The organism is Pseudomonas sp. TUM22785 (genome assembly GCF_028198105.1).
In the GTDB taxonomy this organism is placed as follows: domain Bacteria; phylum Pseudomonadota; class Gammaproteobacteria; order Pseudomonadales; family Pseudomonadaceae; genus Metapseudomonas; species Metapseudomonas solani.
In genome coordinates, this window is record NZ_CP116239.1 from 3,721,875 (window position 1) to 3,744,409 (window position 22,535).

Below are 22,535 nucleotides of genomic sequence, written 5' to 3' on the forward strand. Positions count from 1 at the left end.
GGGCCCCACGGCCTCGCGGATTTATTTTCGCGGTGCCCTGACACCTTTTTCGATTTCGTCCGGTGTGGTGGATGAACCCCTTTCATCCAAGCGTCGACAGGAAAGCAGCATGACTTCGTGGTCGCCCCAGCAGCGTCGCTCCGCCACCCAACCGGCTCCGGCCCGTATTCCGTTGCACGCCCTGAGCCTGGCCATCGGCCTCGCCCTGTGCGCCGCACCGTTCGCCCAGCCGGCCCAGGCCGAGGACGCCACGCAACAGGCCGCCGCGCGCCAGTACGCCATCGCCCCCGGGCCACTGGGCCATGTGCTGGCCCGCTTCGCCGCCCAGGCCGGCGTGCCGCTGTCCTTCCGGCAAGGCCTGCTCGATGACCAGCAAAGCCCCGGCCTGCAAGGCAGCTACGGCGTGCAGGACGGCTTCGCCACCCTGCTGGCCGGCAGCGGCTACCAGCTGGCCAGCAGCGGCAACGGCTACACCCTGGTGCCGGCCGCCACCGGTGCGGGCCTGGAGCTGGGTGCCACCACCATCAATGACAGTGCGCTGCGGGGTGACGGCCTGCCGGAAAGCTACGCTGGCGGCCAGGTGGCGCGCGGCGCGCGCATCGGCATGCTGGGCAACCAGGACATGCAGGACGTGCCCTTCAGCTTCTCCAGCTACACCCGCGAGCTGATCGAGAACCGCCAGGCGCAGAACATCGGCGACGTGCTGCGCAGCGACCCGGCGGTGCGTCAGTCCTATGGCTTCGGCAACTTCTCCCAGGTGTTCGTGATCCGCGGCTTCGCCCTGTTCAGCGACGACATTTCCTTCAACGGCCTGTACGGCGTGCTGCCCCGGCAGATCATCGCCACCGAATCGGTGGAGCGCGTCGAGGTGTTCAAGGGCCCCAGCGCCTTCCTCAACGGCGTGTCCCCCGGCGGCAGCGGCATCGGCGGCAATATCAACGTGGTGCCCAAGCGCGCCGAGGACGCGCCCACCCGCCGCCTGACCCTGGATTACGCCAGCGACGACCGCGTCGGCGGCCACTTCGACTTCGGCCAGCGCTTCGGCGAGGACAACCGCATCGGCGTGCGGGTCAACATGGCCAAGCGTGACGGCGAGACGGCGGTGGACGACGAGCATCAGCACTTCAGCCTGTTCAGCGTCGGCCTCGACTACCGGGGCGACCGCCTACGCCTGTCCGGCGACATCGGCTACCAGAAGCAGCGCATCAACGACGGCCGCTCGGTGGTCTACCTGGTCACACCGCCGACCTCGAACCTAACAAAAGTCCCCAAGGTGCCGGATGCCAACCACAGCTACTCCCAGCCCTGGGCCTGGTCGCAGCTGGAGGATACCTACGGCATGCTCAACGCCGAGTACGACCTCAACGACAGCTGGAGCAGCTACCTGGCGGTCGGCAGCAAGTACACCCGCGAGAACGGCGTGTATTCCTCCCTTTATGTCAGCGCACCGGATGGCACCGGGCGTGTCGGTCGCCTGTACGCACCGCGTGATGAGGAAAGCAACAGCGTCAGCAGCGGCCTGCGCGGCCATTTCGACACCGGCGCGGTGAGCCACCAGGTGAACCTCGGGCTGTCCGGCAACTGGCGGGAATACCGCAGCGCCAACCAGTCCACCAGCGCCGGGAATCGCCTGCCAGGGAATCTCTACGACCCCTTCCCCAGCCCGGAGCCGACGCCGACTCGTAACGGCGACCTTCATCACCCCGGCAAGACGGGCTCCAGCAAGGCGCGCAGCGTGGCGGTGTCCGACACCCTGGGCTTCTTCGATGACCGCACCCTGCTGACCCTGGGCATCCGCCGCCAGTCGATCGCCACCGATGGCTGGTCCACCGCAGGTGTGCGCACGTCCAACTACGACGACTCGATCACCACCCCGGTCGTGGGCCTGGTGTTCAAGGCCACCGATTCCATTTCCCTCTACGCCAACCGTATCGAAGGCCTGGCCCCGGGACCGATCGCCCCGAGCACCGCGAGCAACTCCGGGCAGATGTTCGCGCCCTATCGCACCAAGCAGATCGAAGCCGGCATCAAGCTCGACCAGGGAACCTTCGGCGCACAGCTCGGCGTCTACCGCATCGAGCAGCCCCAGGGCCTGACCAGCGGTGGCGTCTACAGCGTGGACGCCCAGCAACGTAACCGGGGCCTCGAATTCAGCGTCTTCGGCGAGCCGCTCACGGGCCTGCGCCTGCTGGCCGGTGGCACGCTGATGGACACCGAACTGTCGGGAACCGCCGGGGGTGCCAACGACGGTAACCGCGCCGTCGGCGTGCCGCAGTTCCAGTACAACCTCAGCGCCGACTGGGATGTGCCCGGCGTGAATGGACTGGCGGTCAACGCCCTGCTGCAACACACCGGCGGCCAGTACTACGACTCGGGCAACACCCTGAGCATCCCCGCCTGGACCCGCGTCGACCTGGGCGCGCGCTACGCCTTCAAGCTGGACGAGCGCGACATCACCCTGCGCGCCGGGCTGGAGAACGTGGCCAACGAGGACTACTGGGAATCCGCCTACGGCGGCTACCTGACCCAGGGCGCGCCGCGCACCCTCAAGGTCTCGGCCACCCTCGACTTCTAGGTCGACACGACCGGCGGCTGAACCGGGCCACCCGCTCCTTGTCAGAAGGTCAGCACGATCACTGACAAGGAGTTCCCGACGTGGCCCTCATCGACTGCCCCGAATGCAACCGCGCCATCTCCGATCAGGCCCCCAACTGCCCGCAATGCGGCTACCCGATGAAGGGCGGCGCCAACCCGCGCCTGCTCTCGGAGAAGAACATCGGCCAGGTGGCCGGCGTCGCAGGCGTCTGGCTCGCCGCGCCCTGGCTGGCCCGTACCCTGGTCGCCGTGACGCTCATCATCGCCGGCACCCTTGCCTACATCTATCGCTGAACCGGAAAGCGGCACGCCCATGTGGGCGAACTCATTGGCTTCGTCTGCGTTTGCTGCTGTGGTTTTAAAGCAAGCGGTGCTTTCCGGGCACCCAACGGTTCTGCCGGCTCCGCCGCATGGGTTTCGCTTCGCTCTACACCATCCTACGAAAGCCTGTGCGTACCACGTGGCGATGCGCTGGACGAAGAAAGGTGGGGCAGCCGCCAACGCCCCTCCAGGAGGCCGAACGCAGTCGTTGCGCCGGGGGACGAGCGGCATGGATGCCGCGAGAGGCGCGCCAGGCCATGGATGGCCCATCGCGCCGGCCCCCAGAGCAACGATGGAGTGAGGGAACCTCGGCGAAGCCGGGGCCGGATGATGGGGCAAGCCCTTTTGGTTACTTTTCTGGCGATTGAGAAAAGTGACTCGCCCGGGTGGGCGAAACCAGAAGCACCAACAAAGCTCGGCAATCAGCTGGACTCAATTCTTCTAGCAACACTTTGAGCTTCCCGGGCTGAAGCCCGGGCTACAGGTCGCTGTCGATTCCGGCGGCTTCGAGCATCCGCTGGTAATACCCGGCGAGCTGCCCACTGGCATCCCAGGCATCGGCGCGGCATTCCTCCAGGGCGATATGGCTGCCGGCGCGGCAGCGGATGTCCAGGCCGCACTCGCGGTAGAAGGTGTTGACCACCTCCACCATGGCCTCGCGCTGGTTGCCCATGAGGATGGCGCCGTGGGCCAGCACCACGTGGCGGCCGTCGCGTTGCCGGCGGCGCCAGCGCTGGGCGGTGCCCACCAGCTTGCGGCCCTGCAGGTTGACGTTGAAGCGGCCATCGCAGAAGGCACCCTCCACCTCGCCCAGCCCAGGTTCCAGGTCCAATCCGCTGAGCCAATCGCACAGGGGCTGGCACAGCCGCCTATAGGCGGTCTCGATGCGCGTCAGTTCGTTTTCTTCCCGGGGCACCGCATAGGCCAGAGCGACGTTGAGCACCGCCGATGATTGCGGCACCGGCTCACCCCCGGTGTCGCGCAGGGCGATGGGCCAGCCTAACTCCAGGCAGGCCTGCCGGGCGCTCTCGTAGGCTGGCAGGCGGCTCATGCGCCGGGGCATCACCAGCGCCGCATGCAGGGGGCGCCACAACAGCAGGCCGCTGTCGCGCTGCCCGTCATAGACCTGGTCCAGCAGTTGCCGCTCCGCGTCCAGCCCCCCACCCACCGTGTGTCGCTGCATGCTTTCACCACCGCCTCGAATACCTGGAGGGTGCCGATGCTACGCCGGCCCCCGACCCTTGCCCAGACGGCGGCCGGCGCCCTTGATGCAAATAAATTGCTGCAAATGAGCAATATTATTCATTGGCGACATAGCTGATGCCGCCCGTAGGATGCCCACCATCTCGCCGCCCGGCCACGCCGGCTGCGGTAACGATCGCCCCCCCTTGCTCCTGTTCCATGTCCAAGGATGGCACCCCTCCCGCGCACGCAGTGGGACTCCTGCAGGGCCCTTAAGGGGCCCTTTTTTATCGCCCCGAACGACTGAAAAGCGAACGAGACCCCGATGCACGAGAACCCGGACGCCCTCTGGCAGCGCTGGCGCAAACGCCTGTCCCCCGCCCCACGTACCGCTCACCCCGGGGAATGGCTGCGTGCCGCACTGGGCGCCTGCCTGGGCCTGGCGCTGTGCTGCATCGCCTGCGGCCATGTGTTCGGCACCGAGATCACCCTGCGCCTGGCCGGCCCGCTCGGCGCCAGCTCGCTGCTGGTGTTCGCCGTCGCCTCCAGCCCGCTGGCGCAACCCTGGTCGGTGGTGATGGGTAACCTGGTGGCGGCCCTGGTGGGCACGGCGGCGGGCCTGTGGATCGACCACTCCATACTGGCCGCCACGCTGGGCCTGGCCCTGACCGTGCTGGCCATGTACGCCCTGCGCTGCCTGCACCCGCCGGGCACCGCGCTAGCCGTATCGGTGGCCCTGGGCGGCCCCGCGTTCGAGGCCCAGGGCTTTGCCGTCGCCTGGCCGGTGCTGCTCGGCTCCGCCCTGCTGGTGGCGGTCGCCCTCGCCTATAACCGCGTCACCCGCAGCGCCCTGAGCACCGCCCCGAGCCAGGCCCGCAGCGGCCAGCACCTGACCGCCGACCCGCTGCCCAGCGAGCGCGGCGTGTTCTCCGATGAAGACCTGGACCAGGCCCTGGAAGAGTTCGGCGAGTTCGTCGACATCACCCGCGACGACCTGGAACGCCTGCTGCGCCAGACCGAGCGCAACGCCCTGCGCCGCAGCGTGGGCCAGGTGACGGCGGAGCAGATCATGTCCCGCGACCTGCTCACCGCCACCCCGCAGACCACCCGCGAGCAGGCCTGGAAGCTGTTCGAGAAGCACCACATCAAGGCCCTGCCCGTGCTCGACGAACAGAAGCAGTTGGTGGGCATCGTCACCCCCGGCGACCTGTTCCGCCACGCCCAGGAAGACACCCCCGGCTCGCTGTTCGGCCGCCTGCGCCACCGCCCGGCGCCACGCCTGGGCGAGCTGATGACCCGCGCGGTGCGCTGCGTGAAGCGCGATACCGATATCGGCGTGCTGGTCTCGATGCTCTCCGACCAGGGCCTGCACTGCCTGCCGGTGCTGGGGGATGACGACACGCTGGTGGGCCTGGTGACCCAGAGCGACCTGATCGGCGGGCTCTACCGCTATTGGCTCAAGGACCTGACCGCCCGTGCTCCGGCCCCAACGCTGAAAGTCGCCAGCTGACGCCCCGTAGCCCGGGCTTCAGCCCGGGAAGGCCCCTCACTGGGCTCAGAGCGTGGCTTCCCAGCGCTGCGACCAGTCGATGTCCTCGCCCACCACATCGCGCAGCACGGCGATGGCCTGCTGCAGCAGCGGCGAATCCTTGTCGCGGGAATAGACCAGGTAGGTCGGGTAGGTGAATTCCGGCGCGCGCTCCACGCGTTCCAGCTGGCCGCTGTCCAGGTAGCTCTGCACCACGCGGGTACGGAAGTAGCCCGAACCGCCGTGCTGGAGGATGAACTGCAGCGCCAGCGGTCCGAGGTTCACCGTGACCGCAGCGCGGGCCTTGTCCGGCAGCGCGGCGTCGTGCTGCTGGCGGAAGGTCGGGCCCCAGTCCACCTGCACATAGGGCTCGGGGTTGGCGGTGGAGCGGATCAGGATGAGTTTTTCCTCCAGCAGCTGCTCCACCTGCATGCCCGGCCAGTACTCCGGCTGGTAGACCAGTGCGGCATCCAGCAGGCCCAGCTCCAGCTGCTTCTGCAACTGCTGCCCGGGCGCGACCTCGACGCGCACCGCATGGGAGGGAATGCGTTCGCGCAGGCGGCTCATCCAGCCCAGCAGCAAGGGGTTGCTCAGGCTCTGTTCGCCGCCAATGGCGAGCAGGTCGCGGTAGCCCTTGGGCAGCGGCAGGTCACGTCGCGCGGCTTCCCAGGTCTGCACCAGTTGCGTGGCGTGGCCGACGAACACCTCGCCTTCGGCCGTCAGCCTCGCACCGGCGCGGTTGCGCACGAAGAGCTTGCAGCCCAACTGGTTCTCCAGGTTCTGCACCCGAGCGGTGATCGCCGTCTGGGTCACGTGCAGGCGCTCGGCGGCAGCGACGAAGCTGCCGCTACGAACGATTTCGAGGAAGGTGCGCGCCAGGTCGATATCCAAGGTACTGACTCGTTGATAAAGAGGGAGATTTTAGCAAGAGCCACCCAACGATTATCAGGTCGGAACCCGCCGAACGGACACGGAGGCAAACTCCTCGGAACTAGCCTGCTGACGGGGCGACTATTCCTACAACCCACATGGATTACGGACTCCATTCGACCTGGAAAGCCCTCGTTATCATTGCGCTCGCTCTGCTGAATGCGATCCAGCTCTCATTATCGAGGCTGCAGCGCGATTCGGTTCTGGTTCCGACTCTCGAGGTCAACCTTTAATCCGGCGCGTGGAGCCAGGCGCCATCAAGGAGAGATAAATGAAGAAGTTCCTCACCACCAGCGCAGCACTGGTCGGTTTTGGCCTGAGCAGCCTGGCTCTGGCAGTCGACGGCACCATCACCATCAAGGGCGAGGTCTCCAGCAAAACCTGCAGCATCAACAGCTCCACGCTGAACCAGACCGTACAGTTGCCGGTGGTTTCCCAGAGCAGCCTCGCAGCTGGTGAGAACGCCGGCTTCAAGCCTTTCGGGATCATGCTCTCCAGTTGCACCGACGGCTCCAAGGTAAAGGCGAACTTCGAGGTCGGCCCGAACGTCAACCCAGCCAACGGCGCCCTGAAGAACGAGCTCAGCGGCGCCGACGCCTCCAACGTCGCCGTACAGCTGTTCAACAAGGACCAGCAGCCCATCAACCTACTCAACGGCACCAACAACCTCGAAGAGATCAGCGATGCAGGCGGCAACGCCTTACTGGGTTTCTTCGCGGCCTACCTGGCTCCGACCGGTGAAGGCGTGAAGCCGGGCCAGGTCAGCACCAGCGTCACCTACACCATGAGCTACGAGTAACACCCCCGACTCGCCCGGCACTGCCGGGCGAGTCATTCATGCGACACCCCGCCCCAACCTCCTCGTTATTCCAACCTCCCCACACCTTCACCGAGCTGCCGGACCAGCCGTCATGCCTCCTCGGGTGCATCGAAGCGCACCGCCTTGGCCCCGTAGCGCCAGATCGCCTCACCCAGCAGGCGCGCGCTGCAGGAGTCGCCGTCCAGGGCCGCCTGCGCCGCATCGGCCGAAGCCCAGCGGCTGCGCTGGATCAGCCAGCGGCCATCGGCGCTCGTCTCCAGGCTGGTGGACAGCAGCCCCACCTGGGCTTTCAGGCAGGCGGCCAGGCGCACACCCAGGTCCTCCACCAGCGCCGGTAGGCAGGCCGGGTCGGCCGCGAAATGAATGGATGAGACGACGCCCTGCAAATGCTCGTTGGTCATGCCGAAACTCCTTCTACCGTTGTGCAATGCTGGCGGCGAGGGTAAAACCTCAACTTAACTTGAGGTCAAGAGGAAATGGCACGCATGCCCAAGGTGACGGCGAGCAACATCGGTAAGGCGCTGACGGTGGGCCAGGTGGCCGAACGCAGCGGGGTAGCGGTGTCCACCCTGCACTTCTACGAAGCCAAGGGACTGATCAGCAGCACCCGCAATGCCGGCAACCAGCGCCGCTATCCACGGGAGGTGCTGCGGCGGGTGGCGGTGATCAAGGTGGCCCAGCGCCTGGGCATCCCCCTGGCGTCCATCCACGCGGCGCTGATGACCCTGCCGGAAGGTCGCACGCCCACCGCCGCCGACTGGCATGCGCTCTCGGCGCGCTGGAAGGCGGAGCTGGACGAACGCATCCGTCGCCTCACCCAGTTGCGCGACCAACTCGACGGCTGCATCGGCTGCGGCTGCCTGACCATGGAGGTCTGCCCCCTGCGCAACCCCGGCGATGAACTCTCGGACCTGGGCAGCGGGCCGGTGCTGCTGGACACGGGCGACGCCGTCGAGTGACCGATTATCGAACGAAACAACCTAGGGCAAACCCACCGCCCACCCGCCATCGATTGATTAAATTAACCAGTTAGTACATTTTTCATTGCAACGCTCCCCGTGCATTCGGGAGGGTTCATAACAATGGAGAAATGTCCGCGATGTCCCCCACCCTGCTGGTCCTCAACGGCCCCAACCTGAACATGCTCGGCACCCGCGAGCCCGCCAACTACGGCCACGAAACCCTCGCCGATATCGAGCGGCTGTGCTGCGAAACGGGCGCTGCGCTGGGCCTTGAGGTCGAATGCCGCCAGACCAACCACGAAGGCCAGTTGATCGACTGGATCCACCAGGCGCGCGGCCGCTGCGCCGGCATCCTGATCAATCCCGGTGCCTGGACCCACACCTCGGTCGCCATCCGCGACGCCCTGGTGGCCAGCGAGCTGCCGGTGGTCGAGGTGCACCTCTCCAACGTTCACAAGCGCGAGGAATTCCGCCAGCACTCCTTCGTCTCCGCCATCGCCGTCGGGGTCATCTGCGGCCTGGGCAGCGACGGCTACCGCGCCGGCGTGCAGCATTTCGCCAAGCGGCTCGCGGGGTGAGGCCATGACTGCACATGCAAGCGTTCTCGCCGGCCTGATCGGTTCCGGCATCCAGGCCTCGCGCACCCCTGCCCTGCACGAGCACGAAGGCGATGCCCAAGGCCTGCGCTACCTCTACCGGCTAATCGACCTCGACCCGCTCCAGCTCGATGTCAGCGCCCTGCCCCAGCTGCTGGAAGCCGCCGAGCGCACCGGCTTCACCGGGCTCAACATCACCTTCCCCTGCAAGCAGGCGATCATCCCGCTGCTCGACGAGCTCTCCCCCGAGGCACGCGGCATCGGCGCGGTGAACACCGTGGTGCTGCGTGGCGGTCGACGCGTCGGCCACAACACCGACTGCCTGGGCTTCGCCGAAGGCTTCCGCCGTGGCCTGGGTGATGTCGCCCGTGGCCGCGTGGTGCAGATGGGGGCTGGTGGTGCCGGCGCTGCGGTGGCCCATGCGCTGCTGGCCGAAGGCGTCGGCACGCTGGTGATATTCGATGTCGACGCCGGGCGCGCCCAGAGTCTGGCGGACAACCTCAACCAGCACTTCGGCGCCGGCCGTGCCCACGCGGGCAAGGACCTGCCCGGCGCCCTGGCGACGGCGGACGGCCTGGTCAACACCACGCCCATGGGCATGGCCAAGCTGCCCGGCACACCGGTACCGACCGAGTTGCTACGGCCCGCCCTGTGGGTGGCCGAGATCGTCTACTTCCCCCTGGAAACCCAGCTGCTCAAGGACGCCCGCGCCCTCGGCTGCCGCACCCTGGACGGCGGCACCATGGCGGTATTCCAGGCGGTGAAGGCCTTCGAGCTATTCAGCGGCGCCGAGGCGGACGCCCAGCGCATGCTCGAACACTTCCGCAGCCTCGGCGCCTGATCAGGGCTGCAGGTCGAACAGTGCCTGGCCACTCTCCATGTCGAAGGGCGCGGAGAAGTGGTCATGGACGATGCGCCACTTAGCGCCGCTGCGCTGGTAGCCGCAGCTGACGCGCATGTAGCCCTGCTGTTCGACCCCTTCGGCGTTGGTGCCGCCGCACAGGCAGAGGAAGTGGGCGAAGCCGACATCGCAACTGGCGCGGATCTTCACCTGCTGCGGGTCGAAGATCGAATGTCCCTGGCACATCTCCATGCAGTAGCCCCAATGCGCGCCATAGGCCTCACGGCCGACGAACTGCAGCTGGAGGATGGCGTCATAGGCCACCACCTCCTCGGCATAGAAACCGACGATGCGCTTCACGTCCTTGCTGCGTACCGCCTCGGCCCAATCGGCCAGCAGGGCCTGGATCTCGGCGACGGCCTGTTCATTGCTGCTCATGCTGTTTCTCCTTCGTGGTCCAACCCTGAAAAACCCTAGCCCGGGCTTGAGCCCGGGCAATCCGCATCACTGCTCCAGTTCCGCCAGGCGCCGCTCGATGAAGCGCCGTTCGGTGTCCTGGCGGGTCAGCCCCAGCGCCACCCGGTAGGCCGCGCGGGCCTCGTCGCGGCGGCCGAGGCGGCGGTAGAGATCGGCGCGGGCCGAGTGCGCCAGTTGGTAGTCGCGCAGCTCGCCGCGTTCGAGGATGGCCTCGATCAGCACCAGCCCGGCTTCCGGCCCCTGGTGCATGGCCACCGCCACCGCGCGGTTGAGTTCGATCACCGGCGAGCCGATGCCGCGCTGCAACACGCCGTAGAGCGCGACGATCTGCGCCCAGTCGGTGGCCTCGGGCGTGGCGGCGCTGGCGTGCACGGCGGAGATGGCCGCCTGCAGCGTGTACATGCCGATGCGCCGCGACGCCAGGGCGCGCTCCACCAGAGCGCAGCCCTCGTCGATCTGCTGGCGGTTCCACAGCGCACGGTCCTGGTCCTCCAGCAACACCAGCTCGCCATCCACTCCGGTGCGGGCCTGGCGCCGCGAATCGTGCAGCAGCATCAGCGCCAGCAGCCCCATGACTTCCGAATCCGGCAGCAGCTCCAGCAGCAGGCGCCCCAGGCGGATGGCCTCGGCCGAAAGGTCGGCGCGGGTCAGCGAGTCCCCGGAGGTGGCCGAGTAGCCCTCGTTGAACACCAGGTAGATGACCCGCAGCACGTTATCCAGGCGCTCCGGCAGCTCGGCCATGGCCGGCACCTGGTAGGGAATGCGCGCATCGCGGATCTTCGCCTTGGCGCGGACGATGCGCTGGGCGATGGTCGACGGCGTGGCGAGAAAGGCCCGGGCGATCTCCTCGGTCTTCAGGTCGCACACCTCGCGCAGGGTCAGCGGCACCTGGGCGTCCGCCGGCAGCGCCGGGTGGCAGCAGGTGAAGATCAGGCGCAGGCGGTCGTCTTCCACATCCTCGATCTCCTCGGGCTCGTCACGCTCCAGCTCGATGATCAACTGCGCCTGGCGCGCATCGAAACGGGCGCGCCGGCGCAAGGCGTCAATGGCCTTGAAGCGCCCCGCCGACACCAGCCAGGCGCGCGGGTTGGCCGGCACGCCGTCGACCGGCCACTGCTCGACGGCGGCGATGAAGGCGTCGTGCAACGCCTCCTCCGCCAGTTCGAAATCCCCCAGCAGGCGGATCAGCGTCGCCAGCACCCGGCGTGACTCCTCGCGGTAGACCGCTTCCACCCGCTGGCGGGCCTGGGTCACCTCCATCAATCGCCCCCGGCCTTGGCCGAGCAGCAGTCGTGGCGCGGGCCGGCGCCTTCGTAGCGGTCGTGGTGGCGCACCCAGTCCATGATCTCGTCCTCGTCGCGCCCCTTGGGCAGCAGGTCGAGAACGTTGTAGGTGCCCACCAGCATGTCCAGCCCGCGCGCGTAGGTGGAATAGGTGTGGAAAACCTCCCCCGAGGGCAGGCGGAAGAACACGCTGAGCCCGGGCATCTCCTCGCCGGGGTCGCGGCTGGTGTCGTAGTTGTAGCGGGCGGTGCCGGCGGCGATCGCCTCGGGCGTGGCGCTGACGCCGAAGTCGGCGTTGAACGCGCAGCCGTGGGACGACACCCATTTGAACGCCCAGCCCATGCGCCGCTTGAAGTCCTGGAACTCCTGCCAGGGCGCGGGGGAGACGGCCACCAGGCTGACGTCGTGATGGGCCAGGTGCAGGTTGGCGCCGTCGAAATGGTCGGCGAGGAAGGAGCAACCGTCGCAGCCCTCCTTCCACCCCGGCCCGAACATGAAGTGGTAGACCACCAGGGTGCTGCGGCCCGCGAACAGCTGCTCCAGCGTCTCCTGCCCCGTGGGGCCCTCGAAGCGGTAGGCATCGCTCACCCGCTCCCAGGGCAGGTCACGGCGTGCGGCGCTGAGCTCGTCACGCAGGCGGTTGAATGCCTTCTCCTTGCGCAGCAGCTCCTTGCGGGCGTCCAGCCACTGTTCGTGGCTGACCACGGGATGGGATTCGATCTTCATCGGGGGTTCCTCCGTTGTTCAGAGCCTGGGCAGTTCCTTGATCGGGCGGATCTCGATGCAGCCCAGGCGGGCCGGCGGGATCTTCGACGCGATCTGGATCGCCTCGTTGAGGTCCTTGGCATCGATCAGGTAGAAGCCGCCTAGTTGCTCGCGGGTCTCGGCGAAGGGGCCGTCGGTGATCGACAGCTTGTCGCCCTGCAGGCGCAGCGTGGTGGCGGTCGCGGTGGATTGCAGCGCCTCGGCGGCGATGTACTGGCCGCTGCGTTGCAGGCGCTGCTCGTATTCCATGCAGTGGCCGACGATGGATTCGAAGCGCTCGGCGGGCATGGAATCGAGCACGGTCTCGTCGAAGTAGATCAGGCACAGGTACTTCATCATTCGCTCCTTGTTGTGGGGCTTGCATCCATAGTCGAGCGGCAGCGGGCCGGATCGACAGGCCCGCTGAAAAAAAGTCGTCCAAGCATAGACAGTGATAGTCCGTCCGCCCTTGGCCGGCTCTTCGACCGATTGGTGCTAAGGCGCCCGCTGCTGGGAACGGGCGCCTATAACGCGCCCCATGCCATCGGCCCGGCTAGCGTCGCCGGGCGATCTGCACCGTTACCGGTGCCAGGGGGAAGGTCACCGCCGGCAGCTGCTCGATCACCTCGAAGCCCACTGCTTCCAGCGCCGTGACCAGCTCCCCCGACAGCGGCAGGTAACGGCCCTGCATGCGCAGCCCCAGGTAATAGGGCAGCACCCGCGCCGCATCGGCCGCCTGCCCCGGCACCTCGGCGTGGGCGCAGACCAGGGTGCCGCCCGGGCGCAGCGCCCGATAAATCTTCGCCAGCGCGGCGGGCGGGTCCGGCATGAAGTGCAACACCGACGAGCACCAGACCAAGTCATAGCCGCTACCGAGGTCGTCGTGCAGCAGATCGCCGCCCAGCGCCTCCAGCCTGCCGCCGAGCCCTGCAGCGCTGATGTTCTCCCGGGCCACGGCGGCTGAGTCCGGCAAATCGAACACCACGCCATGCAACTGCGGGTTGGCGCGGGCCAGGGCGATGGCCACCAGGCCGGGGCCGCCACCCAGGTCGAGCAGCCGCGGCGCGCCGGTGAAAGCCTCCAGGCGCTGGATCAGGGCCAGTGCGGTGTCGACGGTCACCGCCCGCTGTTCCTGGGCGATCTGCACCCGCGCCGCCTCGGCCCAGCCGCCCGGTGGCGGTCCGGCGGGCACCTCGCCGGCAAGCCGGCCTTCCAGTTGCGCACCCAGCGCCCGCAAGGTGCGCAGGCGGAACAGCAATGCATCGCCGCAGTAGCGCGGCGCTTGCGGGTGCAGGTAGCAGGCGGCTACTGCTGTATTGCGGTAGGCGCCCTCGCCCACTTCCGGCCGCGACAGCAGACCCATGCTCCACAGCTGGTCCAGCAGCGCCCGCGTGGGCGATGCCTGCCAGCGCTGGGCTGCGGCGACGGCCGCTGCGTCTAGCGGCTGCTCCAATGTGGCGAACAGCCCGTGCTCCAGCGCCACCCGCAAGGCGTCGGCCCGCACGCTCGCCAGCAAGCTGTCCCAGCAGTCCTGCAAGGGGTGTATCGATAGGGTTTCCATGGGTGCCTCTCCTCTGTACCGCCGTGCTGGGCGGCGCCCGGCGTTCATGGAGATGCTAGGGATTATCGAGAATGAGTATCATCCAGAGAACTATGGGAAACGGATCGATATCCATGGAATCCGCAGCGCGGCCAACGGAGGCAGGCAGATGACAACGGCACAGGGCAGCACAAGGAGCCAGCGGATCAGCCCCGCGCAGCTGGAGTCGGGCCCCACGCCGCACCCTGGCGGCCAGCGCATCCGCCTGCCCGCCGCATTCGGCGACTGCCGCACGGAGCGCCTGTCGCTGGACGATGGCCTGGCGCTGGTGAGCACGCGCTACCTGCCCAACCGACCGCTGGTGGAGGAATCCATCAACCCGCACCCGGAGCCCATGCTGGTGATCACCTTCGGCCTGCGCGGCCGCTCCGGCTACCTGGGGCGCGACGGTTCGGCGCTGGCCTTCGACGCCGGGCGCACCACGGTCAGCCGCTTCCACGGCGGCAGCGGCGAACGCCGCTACGACGCGGCGCAGGAAGTTTCGCAACTGCGCCTGCTGGCGGACCGCCGCCTGCTCACCCGCTACCTGGGAGCCGAGCGTGTTGGGCAGTTGCTGGGCGATGGCGGCGTGCGCCAGTTGGCCGGTAGCCCCACCGCCCCGGCCAGCACAGCCCATGTCAACGCCCTGGCCCTCGCCCTGGAACAACCAACGGGCGGCCCGCTGCAGATGCACATCCACGCGCTCAGCCTGCTGGCCATGCAACTGGAGGCGCTGGCAACCCCGCCACCCAGCCCGACCGCACGCTTGAGCCAGGCGGACATCGAGCGGCTGCACCAGACCCGCGAACTGATGCAGGCGCAGCTGGGCCAGCCGCTGACCGTCGCCTACCTCTGTGCGGCCGTAGGGCTCAACGCGTTCAAGCTCAAGCAAGGCTTCCACCACTGCTTCGCCACCACCCCCCATCGCCTGCTGCTGGAAATGCGCATGCACAAGGCCCACCTGCTGCTGGAGTCCGGCTGCCAGGTGGCCCAGGCGGCCTGGCAGGTGGGCTATCGCCACCCGAACAATTTCAGCGCGGCCTTCACCGCCTTCTTCGGCAAATCCCCCAAGACCGTATTCGGCAAACGCCGGCCGGGTTGAGGGCCATCGAGGCGTACCCGAGCCTGGCTGCGTTGGGCCTCGCTGCGCTCGGCGCCAACCTACGTCACCGCGCTGCTGTAGGTCGGGTGCAACCCGACATGGGCGGTGCAAGGTTTCGCGGGTTTCACCCCGCCCCACGGATGCCAAACCTGTAGGGGCCAATTCATTCGCCAAGCGATGCGTAGCATCGCCGCACCATCACCGTTTCCACGCCATCCAGAAACAAAAAGACCCCGCCTAAGCGGGGCCTGTTTCCTCCTCGATCACCAGCGACGCGGGCCGCCGCCGTGCCAGTGGCGCGGCGGGCCGTAGTAAGGGCCGGGGCCATAGTAGACGGGTTGGGCGACCACCGCCGGCTGGTAGTACACCGGTCGTGCCGGGTAGTAATAGACCGGCGGGGGCGGCGGCGGCGGAGGCGCATAGACGACCGGAGGCGGTGCCACGTACACCGGGGCGGGCTGCACATAGACCGGGGCCGGGCGCGACGCGACGATGGCACCGCCGACAACGGCCCCCACGACCGCCCCGATCACGGCCGGGCCGGCATCATGCCCGTGGGCCGAAGCCTGGCCGGCCAGGGCGGCGGCTCCCAGCAACAGGGCAACCTGGGGCAAACGACGAAACATGACTCCTCCTGTACCCGGTGAAGGAATGGACCGGGACACAGGATCAGACAACGGCGCGGAATCGCCGCTCACTGGCGCTGGGTAAAGGTTGTGTAAGGCTGACCGATGGTTGGCGTCAGGGCCTCGCCACGATGGCCTGGGCCCAGGCCATGTCGGGGGTGGCCGAGCCGTCGCGCAGCAGCCCCAGGGCCTGCTCCAGGTGCGGCCCACGGATGACCCCGGCGGACGCGACGAAGGCCAGGGCATCCTCGCGGGCGCGGCTCAGCTTGAGCTGCTTCTCGTCACTGCTGAGGTCGGTGGTGGCGATGATGCTGATCATCGGCGAGACCAGAGTCATGGAGAACGCCGCCTCGAAGGCGTTGGCCGGTTGCTTGCCGCCCGGTGGCGGCTCGGCGGCCTGCACCTGGGCAGCCAGCAGCACGGGCAACAGGGCCAGGGGCCTGGTCAGCATGGGGTCCTTCCTCGGTCGCGGCGCTCAGGGCGATGGCCGAGGGTGCACCGACGGCGACAGCCGATCAAGCCGGGCGTCAGGCCACGCGCCACGCCTGGGTCAGCACACCGTCGCGCCCGGTCAGCGGGTCGGCCACCGGGGTCGGCACCTGGGCGATGCGCCGCACCGAGGCCAGGTAGCGATCGGTGCCCGCGCGCTGGATGTCATAGGCCTCCTGCCCGCGCGGATAGGCCCCCACCACCAGGAAGTCCTCGCTGGCTTCCAGGCAGCAGTGCCCGGTGCCTGCCGGCAACACCAGCACGTCCCCGGCGCGCACGGTGATTTCCCGTCCGTTCTCGCCACCGAGCATCAACCGTGCGCTGCCGGTGGCGACACCCAAGGCCTCGTGGGCACTGGCGTGGTAGTGGTGGTAGTCGAACACCCCGTCGCGCCACAGAGGTGCCCAGCGATGGGCGGCGAAGCGCTTCTCGAAGGCTTCGGCACGGTCCACCTGCCCCAGCAGCACGGCGCGATAGAGCAGTACGGGGAAGCGGCTGTTGGGCGTGCGTCCATCGCCCTCGAAGAACAGCAGCTCGGGCTCGGCGTGTCCCACCCGGGCGGCAACGTAGGCGCGGCGTGCAGGCTCGGTGGCGAAACGGGTCAGGCTGGCTGGCATCTCTCGGTCCTCCGACTCGGTGCTATATGGACGTTGGAAACACCGCCTACGCCGGTGGTTCCCCCGAACCGACCGGGCGGTCACGTTCAACGGGGCGTCACGCCGTTCGCGCGCGGGCGGTGCCGCCCTGCGAATCGCGCCGATGAGGCGCCCGGAATCGTGGGCTGCAGCACGCTTCATCCATCTTCTTGTCGCACCAAATGGCGTCGCTGCGTTCCTATTGCCGAAGCCCGTTGCGGCTGTGCGCGACGGAGGCCCGAAACGCCAGTAGACTCCGCCGCTTCGTGCTCCGTTTACCCGTGCGCCTCGCTAGTGTTGGGCACTTTTTCGTGGTCGAAAACCGAACCGCTCTTCAACGAGCCATCCGACAGGGAGATAACAATGTCCACCGCCGTTCTAGCCGATCTGTTGAAGCAAAACGAAAAGCCGATCCTTGACGAGTGGATGGCCGCCCAGCGCAGCGCCGGCATCCGCTCCGACCTGATCGACGACCGCACCGTGCAGGAGAACTCCCGGGAGCTGCTCAAGGCCCTGACCGCCGCCATCGCCGAGGGCGGTGAAGACTTCCAGGCAGCAGCCTGGAAGCCGGTGCGCTCGCTGCTGGAGCGCCTGTCGCAGGCCCAGAGCCGCCAAGGCTTCACCCCGTCGGAAACCGCCACCTTCGTGCTCTCCCTCAAGGAGCCGCTGTTCCAGCGCATCCAGGACCGCGGGGAGAACGCCATCGAGCTGATCTGGACCACCACGCGCCTGCTCGACAAGCTCGGCCTGTACAGCATGCAAGCCTTCATGGCCGGCCGTGAAACGGTGATCCGCGAGCAGCAGGAAAGCATGCTGGAACTCTCCACCCCCGTGGTGCAGCTGTGGAAAGGCGTGCTGGCCATCCCGCTGATCGGCTCCCTGGACAGCAACCGTACCCAGGTGGTGATGGAAGCGCTGCTGCAGAAGATCGTCGAGACCGAGTCCGACATCGCCATCATCGACATCACCGGCGTGCCCACCGTCGACACCATGGTCGCCCAGCACCTGCTCAAGACCATCACCGCCGCCAAGCTGATGGGCGCCAAGTGCATCATCAGCGGCATCCGCCCGCAGATCGCCGCCACCATCGTCCACCTCGGCGTCGAGCTGGGTGACGTGATGACCAAGGCATCCCTGGCCGACGCCTTCCAGCTGGCGCTCAAGGAACTGAACGTCCGCCTGGTCGGCGGCCGCTAAGGGGAACGCACCATGGTGGACAGAATCCCGATCCTGAAGATGGGCAAATACCTCATGCTGACCATCCAGGTGGACATGCATGACCAGCTCGCCCTGGACCTCCAGGAAGACCTCACCGAACAGATCGTGCGGCACAAGGCCAAGGGCGTACTGATCGATATCTCCTCCCTGGAAATCGTCGACTCCTTCATCGGCCGAATGCTTTCCCACATCGCCAACGTTTCCCGCATCCTCGACGCCAAGGTCATTGTCGTCGGCATGCAGCCCGCCGTGGCCATCACCCTGGTGGAGCTGGGCCTCTCGCTGGAGGGCATCGCCACTGCGCTGAATGTCGAGAAAGGCATGCGCTGGCTGGAAAAAACCGTGGCTGACGACGACCTGATCCTGGAGCAAGAGCGTGACGAAGACCGAAACGCTTCCGCTGAAGCAGGAGACTGACATCGTCGTCATCCGCCAACGCGTGCGCAAAGCCGCTGAGGAAGCCAGGCTCGGCCTGATATCCCAGACCAAGGTGGTGACGGCCGCCAGCGAGATCGCACGTAACGCCCTGATCTACGGTGGCGGTGGCGAATGCGTGATCGAGAGCTGCCTGCGCGACGGCCGCGCGGCGGTGCGCCTGAGCATCAGCGACCAGGGCCCCGGCATCGCCGACCTGGAGCGCGCCATGGTGGATGGCTACACCTCCGGCGGCGGGCTCGGCCTGGGCCTCAGCGGTGCGCGGCGCCTGGTGGACGAGTTCGCCATCGACACCCGTCCCGGCGAAGGCACGCGGGTGGAGCTGTGGAAATGGAAATGATCCCCAGCTGCCACCTGCTGCTCGAGGTGTCCGACAGCGCCCATGTGGATGCCGTGCGCCGCACCGTGGTGCGCCACGCCAGCCAGCTGACCGGCGATGAAACCCTGCTCGGTCGCCTCACCGTGGTGGTGCAGGAAATGGCCCGCAACCTGATCAACCACGCCGGCCAGGGCGAGCTGCTGTTCCGCTGCGACGAAGCCGGCCTCGAAGTCACCGCAGTGGACCGTGGTCCCGGCATGACCAACGTGGCCCAGTGCCTGAGCGACAACTACTCCACCACCGGCACCATGGGCGCCGGCCTCGGTGCCATCCAGCGCATGTCCGATGGCTTCGACCTGTTCTCCCAGCCGGGTCTCGGTACCGTGGTGCAGGCCCGCTTCCACCTGGGCCAGCGCCCGGCCGCTGGCGCCCTGCAGGTGGGCGCCGTGTGCACGCCCTACCCCGGCGAGACCCTCAGCGGCGACGCCTGGGCCGTGCTCGGCAACCGCGTGCTGGTCTGCGACGGCCTGGGTCATGGCCATGCCGCCAGCACTGCCAGCCAGAAGGCGCGCGAGGTGTTTCTCGGCCATGACCCGCACATCCCCCTGCAGGCACTGATGGAGCAGTTGCACCGCGCCTTGATGTCCACCCGGGGCGGTGCCGCTGCCATCGCCGAGGTCCAGCCCGCGCAACGCCAGGTGCAGTTCTGCGGCATCGGCAACATCGCCGGCAGCCTGCTCACCGACAAGGCCCGCAGCATGGCATCGAGCAATGGAACGGTCGGCTACCGCATCGGTCGTATCCATACCTTCAGTTATCCCTGGGATGACAGCTCGATCATGATCCTCGCCTCGGACGGCATCAGCACCAAACTCGACCTCAACGCCTATCCTGGCCTGCGCGTTCGTCACCCGGGGGTGATCGCCGCGCTCATCCACCGCGATCACAAGCGCCTCAACGACGATGCGACAGTGGTAGTGGTGAAGAATGGCTAGCGACAAACGCCGCATCACCAGTGTCAGCATCATCAACGAAGTGGACGTGGTCAGCTGCCGCCAGAGCGCCAAGCAGATCGCCGCCTGGCTGGGGCTTTCGCCCCTGGAACAGATCCGCCTGGCCACCTCGGTCTCCGAGCTGGCACGCAACGTCTATCAATACGCCGGCAGCGGGGTGTTCAACTTCGACCTGCGCCTCGACAACCGTGGCCTGGTCAAGGGCATCTGCTTCGATGCGCTGGACAAGGGCGGCGGCATCCCTCACATCGACCGCATCCTCGATGGCAGCTACGTGTCGCCCACCGGCATGGGCGTCGGCCTGCGCGGGGCCCAGCGGTTGATGGACGAGTTCCAGATCGACACCTCGCCCAGCGGCACCCACATCCGCGCCTGCAAGACCGTGCACCCGCCCCGGCCCCTGCCGGACGAGCATTCGATCCAGCAGATCCGCCGCCAGCTGCAAGCCGAAGGCGCCGCCGACCCCTACGTGGAGCTCCAGGTGCGCGGCTCCGAACTGCTGCTGACCACCGCCGAACTGCAGGGCAAGCAGCAGGAGCTGGAAGCCACCAACCTCGAGCTGGAAAACACCAACAAGGGCGTGGTGGCGCTCTATTCGGAGCTGGAGAAGGCCTCCTCCGAGCTGAAGGATGCCAGCGAGGCGCGCAGCCGCTTCTTCTCCAACATGACCCACGAATTCCGTACGCCGATCAACATCATCGAGAACATCTCCAAGCTGTTGCTCAGTGGCGTGGACGGCACCCTCAACACCGAGCAGCACAAGCAGATGCGCTTCATCGCCGACGCTGCGAGTGACCTGTCGCAGCTGGTCAACGAACTGCTGGACCTGGCCGAGACCGAGTCCGGGCGCATGGAAGTGGTACCCGAGCGCTTCCAGCTGAGCGACTTCCTCGACCAGTTGCGCCAGTTCACCGGCGCCCTGGCCATGCGCTACCCGGAGCTGACCTGGGAGATTGCCGAGCCCGCCTTCGACCTGCCCCTGGATACGGACCGCAACCGCCTGTTCCAGATCATGCGCAACCTGATCAGCAACGCCTTCAAGTACACCCCCAGGGGCAGCGTCACGTTGCGCTGCTTCCAGCCCGACGAAGACAACCTGGAGTTCGTCGTGGAAGACACCGGCCTCGGCATCTCGGTGGAAAACCAGTCGCGCATCTTCGAAGAGTTCGCCCGCATCCGCGCACCCGGCATGCAGGTCCACGGCAACGGCCTGGGCCTGCCCCTGGCGCTGCGCCTGGCCAACCTGCTCAAGGGCGACATCCACCTCAGCAGCGAGCCGGGGCGCGGCAGCCGCTTCCACGCCTTGGTGGCGCGCGAGTACAACCAGCGCCAGCCGGTGCTGGCCAGCCTGGCCGGCACCACCATCCTGGTCATCGACGACAGCCCGGCCGACCGCTACCTGATCAGCCACCTGCTGCAGCCCTACGAGCCGGTGATCATCGAGGCCGAGAACGCCAGCTCCAGCATCGACAAGCTGCATGCCGTGCGCCCGGACATCATCATCCTCGACCTCGACCTGCCGGACATTTCCGGCGAGGACCTGCTGGAAAGCATGGACTGGAGCATGCACTCACGGGTGCTGGTCAACACCGCCAAGCAGATGAATGACGACGAACGCGCCCTCCTCGGCAGCCGCTGCCAGGCGATCCTCAACAAGTCCCATCCCAACCATGCCGAGACGCTCCTGCACCATGTGCAGCGCCTGGCAGGGAGATATCACGATGCGAACTAGGCGAATCCTCATCATCGACGACATGGATGCCAATCGTTACGTGCTGCGCAAGATCCTCGGCGCCGAGCCCCACTACGAGGTGCTCGAAGCCGCCAACGGCGCCGACGGCCTGGCGCACCTGGAAAGCGGCGTGGACCTGGTGATCCTCGACATCAACCTGCCGGACATGAGCGGCTTCGAGCTGATCCAGAAGGCCGAGCAGCGGCTCGGCCACGGCAAGCTGCCGGCGATCATCAACATCTCCGCCACCTTCATGAGCGGCAAGGACAAGGCGATGGGGCTCAACACCGGTGCCCGCGCCTATCTGACCCACCCGATCAACCCCGACGAAATGCTCGCCACCATCGCCAGCTTGATGAAATCGGATATCAAGCTCGAACACGTCGAGAAGCAGCGCGAGGTGGCGGAGGCGCAAAGCGAGCACCTGCGGGCGGAGAAGATCATGCTCGAGCGCTTCATGCGCTCCTTCAGCCACGACCTGCGCTCGCCCCTGGCCGCCGCCGTGATGGTGGCCGGGCTGATGCAGAAGAACCCCGCGCGACGCACCGAAGAGATGATCACCCTGCTGGAGGACAACCTCCGGCGCATCGACAAGATGGTCGCCAACATCCTCGACATCTCCCATGTCAGCATGGGCGGCGGCATCCGCCTGATCGGTGAGCAGATGCCCCTGGCCCACTTGCTGGAGGAAGCCGTGGCCAACCTGCGCCTGCAGGTGGAGAACCCGCTCGACCTCCAGGCAGAGGGCGCGGACCAGATGGTGTTCTGGGACAAGCTGGCCTTCTTGCGCATCTTCGACAACCTGGTGCTCAACGCCGCCAAACATGGCGATGCGGGCACGCCAATCGAAGTGTCGCAGCACATGGAAAATGACCAGGTGGTGTTCGAGGTCAGCAACCTGGGCGCCTTCCCCGAGGACGTGCTGACCAACCTCGCCACCCCGTATTTCATTTCCACCAAGAGCGAAACCAAGAGCTGGGGCCTGGGCCTGCCCATCGTCAAGGCACTCTGCGAGAGCTATGGCGGCGGCGTCTCCTTCGCCAACCAGGACGGCTACGCACGCGTGCGCCTGAGCCTGCCGGCGGCCCTGGTCAGCCCCGCCTGAGCC

Annotated in this window: 25 protein-coding genes; 14 read left to right on the forward strand and 11 right to left on the reverse strand. The window is 67.3% G+C overall.

The genetic code is table 11. The features are described from left to right. The first annotated feature begins 109 nt into the window (after positions 1-109). The gene (locus PI990_RS16790) at positions 110-2,575 is read left to right on the forward strand and encodes a TonB-dependent receptor (RefSeq protein WP_271657801.1); all 2,466 of its coding nucleotides are present in this window, start codon (positions 110-112) and stop codon (positions 2,573-2,575) included. Between the two features lie 80 nt (positions 2,576-2,655). Next, on the forward strand, positions 2,656-2,889 hold the full coding sequence (locus tag PI990_RS16795; protein WP_043245068.1) for an integrase: 234 nt from the start codon (positions 2,656-2,658) through the stop codon (positions 2,887-2,889). Positions 2,890-3,394: 505 nt separating this feature from the next. On the opposite strand, the gene PI990_RS16800 is transcribed toward PI990_RS16795, so the two are convergent. Further along, on the reverse strand, positions 3,395-4,099 hold the full coding sequence (locus tag PI990_RS16800; protein ID WP_271657802.1) for a lipoate--protein ligase family protein: 705 nt from the start codon (positions 4,097-4,099) through the stop codon (positions 3,395-3,397). A gap of 324 nt (positions 4,100-4,423) precedes the next feature. On the opposite strand from PI990_RS16800, the gene PI990_RS16805 reads away from it, so the two are divergent. Next, positions 4,424-5,608 (forward strand): HPP family protein, encoded by a 1,185-nt coding sequence (locus tag PI990_RS16805; RefSeq protein WP_271657803.1) that lies wholly within the window; start codon positions 4,424-4,426, stop codon positions 5,606-5,608. Between the two features lie 45 nt (positions 5,609-5,653). Here the strand turns inward: PI990_RS16805 and PI990_RS16810 are convergent, their stop codons facing one another. After that, positions 5,654-6,517 carry a LysR family transcriptional regulator gene (locus tag PI990_RS16810; RefSeq protein WP_021221014.1) on the reverse strand — a complete coding sequence of 288 codons (864 nt, stop codon included), beginning with the start codon at positions 6,515-6,517 and terminating at the stop codon, positions 5,654-5,656. A gap of 310 nt (positions 6,518-6,827) precedes the next feature. Between PI990_RS16810 and PI990_RS16815 the strand changes: the two genes are divergently transcribed. After that, positions 6,828-7,355 carry a fimbrial protein gene (locus tag PI990_RS16815; RefSeq protein WP_271657804.1) on the forward strand — a complete coding sequence of 176 codons (528 nt, stop codon included), beginning with the start codon at positions 6,828-6,830 and terminating at the stop codon, positions 7,353-7,355. A gap of 110 nt (positions 7,356-7,465) precedes the next feature. Here the strand turns inward: PI990_RS16815 and PI990_RS16820 are convergent, their stop codons facing one another. Then, the gene (locus PI990_RS16820) at positions 7,466-7,777 is read right to left on the reverse strand and encodes a hypothetical protein (RefSeq protein ID WP_021221016.1); all 312 of its coding nucleotides are present in this window, start codon (positions 7,775-7,777) and stop codon (positions 7,466-7,468) included. 84 nt (positions 7,778-7,861) lie between these two features. Here PI990_RS16820 and soxR point away from each other — a divergent pair, with 84 nt between their 5' ends. The 3 genes from soxR (at position 7,862) to PI990_RS16835 (ending at position 9,775) form a co-directional block, all read left to right on the forward strand. Then, the gene (soxR, locus tag PI990_RS16825) at positions 7,862-8,335 is read left to right on the forward strand and encodes a redox-sensitive transcriptional activator SoxR (RefSeq protein ID WP_021221017.1); all 474 of its coding nucleotides are present in this window, start codon (positions 7,862-7,864) and stop codon (positions 8,333-8,335) included. 140 nt (positions 8,336-8,475) lie between these two features. Continuing rightward, complete coding sequence (gene aroQ, locus PI990_RS16830; protein ID WP_184489987.1) at positions 8,476-8,916, forward strand: type II 3-dehydroquinate dehydratase; 441 nt, start codon at positions 8,476-8,478, stop codon at positions 8,914-8,916. Between the two features lie 4 nt (positions 8,917-8,920). Then, the gene (locus PI990_RS16835; RefSeq protein ID WP_271657805.1) at positions 8,921-9,775 is read left to right on the forward strand and encodes a shikimate dehydrogenase; all 855 of its coding nucleotides are present in this window, start codon (positions 8,921-8,923) and stop codon (positions 9,773-9,775) included. Here PI990_RS16835 and PI990_RS16840 read toward each other — a convergent pair whose 3' ends face one another. The 5 genes from PI990_RS16840 to PI990_RS16860 form a co-directional block, all read right to left on the reverse strand. After that, complete coding sequence (locus PI990_RS16840) at positions 9,776-10,213, reverse strand: YybH family protein (protein ID WP_271657806.1); 438 nt, start codon at positions 10,211-10,213, stop codon at positions 9,776-9,778. Positions 10,214-10,279: 66 nt separating this feature from the next. Continuing rightward, positions 10,280-11,512: an RNA polymerase sigma factor gene (locus PI990_RS16845; RefSeq protein ID WP_271657807.1), complete on the reverse strand. Its 1,233-nt coding sequence runs from the start codon at positions 11,510-11,512 to the stop codon at positions 10,280-10,282. Beyond that, positions 11,512-12,261, reverse strand: coding sequence for a DUF899 domain-containing protein (locus PI990_RS16850; protein WP_271657808.1), 750 nt, complete (start codon positions 12,259-12,261; stop codon positions 11,512-11,514). Before PI990_RS16850 ends, PI990_RS16845 begins: the two co-directional genes overlap by 1 nt. An 18-nt stretch (positions 12,262-12,279) precedes the next feature. Next, the gene (locus PI990_RS16855) at positions 12,280-12,636 is read right to left on the reverse strand and encodes a YciI family protein (RefSeq protein ID WP_021221023.1); all 357 of its coding nucleotides are present in this window, start codon (positions 12,634-12,636) and stop codon (positions 12,280-12,282) included. A gap of 196 nt (positions 12,637-12,832) precedes the next feature. Further along, positions 12,833-13,840: a methyltransferase gene (locus PI990_RS16860; protein WP_271657809.1), complete on the reverse strand. Its 1,008-nt coding sequence runs from the start codon at positions 13,838-13,840 to the stop codon at positions 12,833-12,835. A gap of 148 nt (positions 13,841-13,988) precedes the next feature. Here PI990_RS16860 and PI990_RS16865 point away from each other — a divergent pair, with 148 nt between their 5' ends. Then, complete coding sequence (locus tag PI990_RS16865; RefSeq protein ID WP_271657810.1) at positions 13,989-14,960, forward strand: helix-turn-helix transcriptional regulator; 972 nt, start codon at positions 13,989-13,991, stop codon at positions 14,958-14,960. 263 nt (positions 14,961-15,223) lie between these two features. Here the strand turns inward: PI990_RS16865 and PI990_RS16870 are convergent, their stop codons facing one another. The 3 genes from PI990_RS16870 to PI990_RS16880 all read right to left on the reverse strand — a co-directional run bounded on the left by PI990_RS16870 (position 15,224) and on the right by PI990_RS16880 (position 16,692). Next, positions 15,224-15,586: a hypothetical protein gene (locus PI990_RS16870; protein WP_271657811.1), complete on the reverse strand. Its 363-nt coding sequence runs from the start codon at positions 15,584-15,586 to the stop codon at positions 15,224-15,226. Positions 15,587-15,701: 115 nt separating this feature from the next. After that, positions 15,702-16,037, reverse strand: coding sequence for a DUF2388 domain-containing protein (locus tag PI990_RS16875; RefSeq protein ID WP_271657812.1), 336 nt, complete (start codon positions 16,035-16,037; stop codon positions 15,702-15,704). A gap of 76 nt (positions 16,038-16,113) precedes the next feature. Beyond that, entirely contained in the window at positions 16,114-16,692 is a 579-nt protein-coding gene (locus tag PI990_RS16880) for a cupin domain-containing protein (protein WP_271657813.1), read from the reverse strand. A 381-nt stretch (positions 16,693-17,073) separates the two neighbouring features. Between PI990_RS16880 and PI990_RS16885 the strand changes: the two genes are divergently transcribed. The 6 genes from PI990_RS16885 to PI990_RS16910 are packed head-to-tail and all read left to right on the forward strand — an operon-like array spanning position 17,074 to position 22,532. Beyond that, positions 17,074-17,907 carry an STAS domain-containing protein gene (locus PI990_RS16885; RefSeq protein ID WP_271657814.1) on the forward strand — a complete coding sequence of 278 codons (834 nt, stop codon included), beginning with the start codon at positions 17,074-17,076 and terminating at the stop codon, positions 17,905-17,907. Positions 17,908-17,919: 12 nt separating this feature from the next. Then, the gene (locus PI990_RS16890) at positions 17,920-18,345 is read left to right on the forward strand and encodes an STAS domain-containing protein (protein WP_021221030.1); all 426 of its coding nucleotides are present in this window, start codon (positions 17,920-17,922) and stop codon (positions 18,343-18,345) included. Then, a complete protein-coding gene (locus PI990_RS16895) occupies positions 18,305-18,703 on the forward strand; it encodes an anti-sigma regulatory factor (protein ID WP_021221031.1) in 399 nt (132 codons plus the stop codon). The genes PI990_RS16890 and PI990_RS16895 overlap by 41 nt, the downstream gene beginning before the upstream one ends. Next, a complete protein-coding gene (locus PI990_RS16900) occupies positions 18,694-19,677 on the forward strand; it encodes an ATP-binding protein (protein ID WP_031288319.1) in 984 nt (327 codons plus the stop codon). Before PI990_RS16895 ends, PI990_RS16900 begins: the two co-directional genes overlap by 10 nt. Next, on the forward strand, positions 19,670-21,427 hold the full coding sequence (locus tag PI990_RS16905; protein ID WP_271657815.1) for an ATP-binding protein: 1,758 nt from the start codon (positions 19,670-19,672) through the stop codon (positions 21,425-21,427). The genes PI990_RS16900 and PI990_RS16905 overlap by 8 nt, the downstream gene beginning before the upstream one ends. After that, the gene (locus PI990_RS16910; RefSeq protein ID WP_271657816.1) at positions 21,417-22,532 is read left to right on the forward strand and encodes an ATP-binding response regulator; all 1,116 of its coding nucleotides are present in this window, start codon (positions 21,417-21,419) and stop codon (positions 22,530-22,532) included. Before PI990_RS16905 ends, PI990_RS16910 begins: the two co-directional genes overlap by 11 nt. The last annotated feature ends 3 nt before the right edge of the window (positions 22,533-22,535 follow it).